The 6,183-nt window shown below is 72.8% G+C and carries 4 protein-coding genes; 2 read left to right on the forward strand and 2 right to left on the reverse strand.

Annotated elements, in window-relative coordinates:
- The first annotated feature begins 5 nt into the window (after positions 1-5).
- Positions 6-1,118, forward strand: a complete 1,113-nt coding sequence (locus AC51EU_RS25790; protein WP_496269476.1) for an exo-beta-N-acetylmuramidase NamZ family protein — start codon at positions 6-8, stop codon at positions 1,116-1,118.
- 59 nt (positions 1,119-1,177) lie between these two features.
- Here the strand turns inward: AC51EU_RS25790 and AC51EU_RS25795 are convergent, their stop codons facing one another.
- Both AC51EU_RS25795 and AC51EU_RS25800 read right to left on the reverse strand, forming a co-directional pair.
- Positions 1,178-2,500 (reverse strand): MFS transporter, encoded by a 1,323-nt coding sequence (locus tag AC51EU_RS25795; protein WP_496269473.1) that lies wholly within the window; start codon positions 2,498-2,500, stop codon positions 1,178-1,180.
- Positions 2,501-2,649: 149 nt separating this feature from the next.
- On the reverse strand, positions 2,650-5,475 hold the full coding sequence (locus AC51EU_RS25800) for a penicillin acylase family protein (RefSeq protein WP_496269474.1): 2,826 nt from the start codon (positions 5,473-5,475) through the stop codon (positions 2,650-2,652).
- 230 nt (positions 5,476-5,705) lie between these two features.
- Here AC51EU_RS25800 and AC51EU_RS25805 point away from each other — a divergent pair.
- Positions 5,706-6,183 (forward strand): hypothetical protein (locus tag AC51EU_RS25805; RefSeq protein WP_496269475.1); only part of this gene is annotated, 478 nt, incomplete at its 3' end.

Raw genomic sequence — 6,183 nt, forward strand, 5'->3', positions numbered from 1 at the left:
GCCCGCTGGAGGGCCGGCGGATCGGCGTCATCACCAACCCCACCGGTGTCACCCGCGACGTCCGGCACATCGTCGACGTGCTGCACGCCGACGAACGGGTCCGGCTGACCGCGGTCTTCGGCCCCGAGCACGGCTTCCGCGGCACCGCGCAGGCGGGCGGTTCGGAGGGCCGCTACGACGATCCGGCCACCGGGCTGCCCGTGTACGACACGTTCGGCAAGAACGGCCGGGAACTCGCGGACATCTTCACCGCGTCGGGCGTGGACACCCTGGTCTTCGACATCCAGGACATCGGCGCGCGCTTCTACACCTACATCTGGACGCTGTACGACTGCATGGTGGCGGCCGTGGCGGCGGGCAAGCGGTTCATGGTGCTGGACCGGCCCAATCCGGTGACCGGCCGCGCGGCCTCGGGTCCGGTGCTGGAGAGGGCCTTCGCCACGTTCGTCGGCCGGGAGCCGGTCGCGCAGGCGCACGGGATGACGGTGGGGGAGCTGGCCCGGCTGTTCAACGGCGAGTTCGTGCCCCGGGCCGCGGGGCGCCCGGTGGAGCTGGAGACGGTGTGGATGTCCGGATGGCGGCGCGGCGACTTCTACGACGCCACGGGCCTCCCGTGGGTGCCGCCGAGCCCCAACATGCCCACCGCCGACACCGCGCTGGTCTACTCCGGCACCTGCCTGTTCGAGGCCACCAATCTCTCCGAGGGCCGCGGCACCACCCGGCCGTTCGAGCTGCTGGGCGCGGAGGGCGTCGACCGCCGCTGGGCCGCGGCCGCCGAGGCGCTGGGGCTGCCCGGGGTGCGTTTCCGGGAGGCGTACTTCGCTCCGACGTCCGACAAGTTCCACGGCCGGACGATCGGCGGGGTGCAACTGCACGTCCACGACCGGGCGGCGTTCGACCCGGTGCGTACCGGGATCGGACTGCTGGTGACGGCGAAGCGGACCTGGTCCGGCTTCGCCTGGCGGCCCGACCACTGGATCGACCGGCTGACGGGCTCGACGACGGTCCGCACGATGATCGACGCGGGGGCCGGGCCGGACGAGGTGGTCGCGGCCTGGCAGGACGGCCTGCGGGCGTTCCGCGCGGTGCGGAAGAGGTATCTGCGGTACACGGGGTGACGGCGCGTCGGTCACGGGCGCCGGCCTGAACGTGCGTCGCCCGGCGCCACCCGCCCCGTTCACCCCAGTTCCCGCTCCCGCGTCTCCGGCAGCGCGAGCACGCACAGCAGCGACAGCAGCGCCGTCGCGCTGACGTACCAGCCCACCGAGGAGGAGCCGAACGCGGGCTGGAGGCGGGCGGCGATCAGCGGGGAGACCGCGCCGCCCAGCACCCCGCCCAGGTTGTAGGCGAGCGAGGCCCCCGAGTAGCGCACGGTGGTACCGAAGAGTTCCGGGAGATAGGCGCCCATCGGGCCGTACACCACGCCCATGCAGAACAGCGCCCCGCCGACCGCCAGCGCGATCAGCGCCGGCTGCCGGGTGTCGAGCAGCGGGAAGAGGACCAGGCCCCACACCACGGCGGCCCCGGCCCCGGCCAGGACCAGCCGGCGGCGGCCCGCGGCGTCCGAGCGGGTGGCCGCGAGCCAGGTGCCGGCCGCGAGGAAGAGGCAGGCGGCCAGGGAGAGCGCCAGCATGGTGCCGCGGGGGACGCCGAGCGTGCCGGTGGCGTAGGAGAGGCAGTAGGTGGTGGCGGTGTAGAAGAGGCCGTACGCGATGATCATGCCGCCCGCGCCCAGCAGCAGCTCCCGCGGATGGCGCCGCAGCACCTCCAGGACCGGGACCCGCCCGGCCTCCTGCGCCGCCCGCACCCGTGCGAAGACCGGTGTCTCACTGATCTTCAGGCGGACGAACAGCCCCACCCCCACCAGCAGGAACGACAGCAGGAACGGCACCCGCCAGCCCCAGGAGCGGAACGCCGCGTCGTCGAGCCCGGCCGACAGCAGCCAGAACACGCCGGTCGCGGCGGAGAAACCGACCGAGGGGCCCAGTTGCGGGAACGCCGCGTACAGCCCGCGGCGCTTCTTCGGCGCGTGCTCGACGGCCAGCAGCGCCGCCCCGCCCCACTCCCCGCCCAGGCCGATGCCCTGGAGGAAGCGCAGCGCGACCAGCAGCAGCGGCGCCCAGACGCCCAGCGTGCCGTAACCGGGCAGCAGACCGACGCAGGCCGTGGACAGCCCCATCAGCAGCAGGGAGACGACGAGGACGGACTTGCGGCCGACCCGGTCGCCGAAGTGCCCGAAGAGGACCGAGCCCAGGGGCCGGGCGAGGAACGCCACCGCGTAGGTGGAGAACGCGGCGAGGGTCGCGTTGACCGGGTCGAGGGTCGGGAAGAACGCCTCGTCGAGGACGAGGGCGGCGGCGGTGCCGTAGATGTAGAAGTCGTAGAACTCGATGGCGGTGCCGATGAACGAGGCCACCGCCACCCGCCGCAGGCTCTCCCCGCCGTCCGCTCCCCCGGCCGCGGGGTCCGCCGTGTTCCGTGCTGCCGTCTCACTGGTCACGAGCGGCACTCTCACGTCCGGCGCACGGGCCGGTCAAGGGTTCCGGCGCGGTGTCTCGTTCCCTGAGACCGCGCGTAACGCCAGGTCAGGACGGGCGCCGGCCCCGGGCGTGGGTGCCCGGGGCCGGCGCGTGTGCCGTGTGGTGCCGCTCAGCGGTGGCCGGGGAACTCCACCACCTGCTGGTAGGTCGGCCGGTTCTGCCAGCTGATCGTGTCGTGCGTCAGACCGCCGACCGCGCGGTGGACGATCGCGTCCGCGCACCACTGGTCGCCGGCTTTGCAGGTGTCGTCGCCCGGGTAGACCTGCGCGGCGGTCTTCCCGGCCGCCTGCCGCAGGGTGTCCAGCAGGGTGTCGCGGCAGGCCGACAGGTCGCCGGCGCCGCAGTACGGCGCGGCGAGCGGGCCCTCGACCTTGTCGCCGAGCACCGCGCGCAGGTCCTTGTCCGCGTAGCTCCACCAGCCGAACTGGAACGCGGACCCGGCGTGCGCCCCGGTCGGGCCGTGGCCGGCCGACGGCGACTCGTCGATGCCGAGGTTGGCGCGGAACGCGTCGTAGAGGTCGCCGCCCAGTCCCGGCTTGAAGACGCCCTCGATCATCAGCGGCCACCAGGCGTCCATCAGCCGCACCGCGTCGGCGTGCGCGTAGGTGTGCGATCCGGCGCTGGTCTCGCGGCGCTGGGCGCCGTCCTTGCGCCATGCCTCCAGCTGCTGGACGGCGGTCTGGAGGGCGGGGTCGGTGACGGGCTTGCTGCGCAGCACGCGCAGCAGCGCGGGCAGGACGTCCTCGCCGCGCAGGTCGGTGACGGCGGCCTCGGCCATCGCGCGGGTCAGCGAGGCGCGGGTGACGCCGCCCTCCCGGGTCAGTGCGGCGACCCGGTCGTCGAGGAGGTCGGAGCGGTGCACCGAGCCGTTGCCGAAGCCGGCCGCGTCGTAGTCCTTGGCCTGCTTGTTGTTCCAGGAGATGTAGTAGTCCTGGTTGACGGACTGCGGGTGCTGGGCGGGCGGGGTGTACTCGGCGGTGTTGGCCGCCGGGTCGAAGCCCTGCCACTCGTAGGCCGCCTCCGCCTTGACGGGGAGCGCCGCGTCGACGTCGGGGTTGCGGACGGGGTTGAGCCCGCTGTTGTAGAAGGCGGTGTCCCGCGAGTCGGCGTAGAACCAGTTGAAGGCGTAGCCGATGTGCTGGGCCGCCTTCTGGAAGCTGGCCGCGTCGTGGACGTATCCGGGGTCGTTGAACATCTGGAAGCCGATGATGGAGTCGGCCTCGTGACGGTAGGTGCTGCGCAGCGAGGTGTAGGCGACGGGCTTGCCGCCGATGGTGGCGCGGTGGGTGACGACGCCGTACTTGGTGCGCAGGACCTGCATCCGGTACGAGCCGGCGGCCGTCGGGTCGGCGACGGTGGGCTTCCAGGAGTTGGTGCGCTCCAGCTTCTCCATCGGGACGCAGGTGCCGTGGTAGCGGTAGGCGGCCGAGTCCTTGGCGGGCGCGGTGCCGTCCTCGTTGCACAGTTCGACGGCGTAGGTGTCGGTCATGTCCTGCCCGGCGGAGGTGGCGCTCCAGGCGTAGTCCTGGCCGCGGCCGAGCTGGACGTACATGCCGACGCCGGCGAAGGAGGCGCCGCGGGCGCTGATGCCGGGCCCCTGTATCTCCTGGAGCATCAGCAGTTGCGGGGCGAAGTAGCCGGTCTGCGGGCCGAACACGGCGACGGGGTGGCCGCTGGCGGTGTGCTTGCCGGAGACCAGCAGGGCGTTGGACATGCCGCGGTGCTGGGTGAGGGAGAAGCTGCCCGGGGGCAGCACGCCGTCCTTGAACAGCCCTTCGAGCTTGCGGTACTTCTCCGGCGCCTTCACCGGGTCGCGGGGCACGTTCTTGCCCTTGGCGGTGGCGGCGCCGGTGCGGTCGTGGACCAGGGGTTCGGCGGTGACCGAGCCGCGGTCGGGCAGTGCGGTGCCCTGGGCGTGGTCGGGTTTGACGGCGTACGGGAAGCGGGTGCCGTCGTGGACGGTCACCGCGGCCTCGGGGTCGTTGCGTTCGCGGAAGGACTCCCAGACCTCGGTGCCCTTCTCGACGCCGTACTTCTGCTGGGCGGCGAGCAGGGAGAGGGCGGAGGTGACCTCGCCGCCCCCGCCGTTGCCGAAGAGGCCGCCGACGACGGAGGCGAGGGCGATGAGGTCGGTGAGCTTGAAGGGCTGGATCTCCCCGGCGTTGGTGATCGCGTCCACATGGCCGGTCAGGACGTACTCGCCGGGGAAATAGCGGCCGTTCTTGGACTGCTCGCGGTAGGCGTTGATGCCGTCGACGTACGCCTGGGCGTCCGCCATGGCCTGTTTGCCGCGTTCCCCGTTGTCGTCGCGGATGCGGTCGACCTGGGCCTGGAGGTCGGCCTCGGTGTACGGGGCCTGGGGCCAGAACTCCTGCTCCAGGCCCTGGTTGGCGGGTGCGCCGCCGGCGAAGGAGGTGAGTTCGCCGCGACCGATGTGGCGGAAGAGGTCCATCAGCCAGAGCCGGTCCTGGCCGGCCGCGTAGCCGGCGCCGAACTCGGTGCCGTAGCGGGTGGTGCCCTTGATGTGCGGGACGCCGGTCTTCTTGTCGCGGGTGATCGTGACGTCGTCGCGGGGCCGGGTGACGGAGGCGACCTGGTCCTGGGGGACGCCGAAGGAGGCGTCGTTGAAGAAGTCGGCCAGGGTGCCGTCGGTGAGGCCGCGGTAGCCGCTCGCCAGGGCGCCGTAGGGGGCGAGTTGGTCGGTGGAGTGGGCGGGGTGGGTGCCGAACATCTTGTTGCCGAGGATCTCCACCAGCGTCGCGTTGCCGGTGGCGCCCGGCGGCAGGATGTCCGCGCACTGGTCCCGGCAGTAGTCGGTGGTGTCCGTGGCGCGGGTGGCCGCGGCCACGGCGGGGGGCGGTGCCAGGCAGGTGGCACCCAAGGCGAACAGGGCTGCCGCGGCGGCGGTCCTGAGCCTTCCGGTACGTCGTCGCATTCCTGCTCCTCGGGAGGCGGATGGGGGCGGACGTTACCGCCGGTTACGCGCCGCCGGAAGGTGAACAACAGTCACCTTTGCCAATTCCCCACAGGGCACGGCCCGTCGGGCCGCACACCACCCCCGCCCCGCACCACGCGAAACCGCAAAGAAATTCGATGGATCCGGACGGCGGTGGACCGCGTCCATTCGGTGTCCAGTCGGGTCCTCCCCACGGAGGTGGGTTGAAAATGGCCGGTTTCAGAGCTCTCGCGGAACAGGTCCGCGATCCGCGGCTCCTCCCCGCCCAACGGCGCACCGCGCTGCGCAAGTGCCTGGAGCGCTTCGCCCCCTACGGGCACCGCGCGACCTGGCACCATCTGTGCGTCCGGGCCGGGATCTCCCCCCAGGACCGTGACCCCGACCCCGGACGCCTGCTGGCCGCGCTCACCGAACTGGAGGAGGCCCGCGCCCTCTGGCTGGCGTACGAGGCCGAGTCCGCGGCCCGCAGACGCCGGGAGAAGCACCTCGGCATCCGCCAGCCCACCGCCGTCGACGCCTGGCACCGCCGCACCTGGGGCGGCTGCGAGATCGTGCCGTGCGCCGCGCCCCAGCGGCATCCGTCGGCACCGCTCGCCGTCGTCCTGCGCCGGGTGATCACGGCCATGGAGTCGGGCCGCCCGCGCCGGGACTGCCCGGTGTGCGGCGGCACCCGCTTCGCCCCGCTCT

Source organism: Candidatus Streptomyces philanthi, from assembly GCF_059553635.1.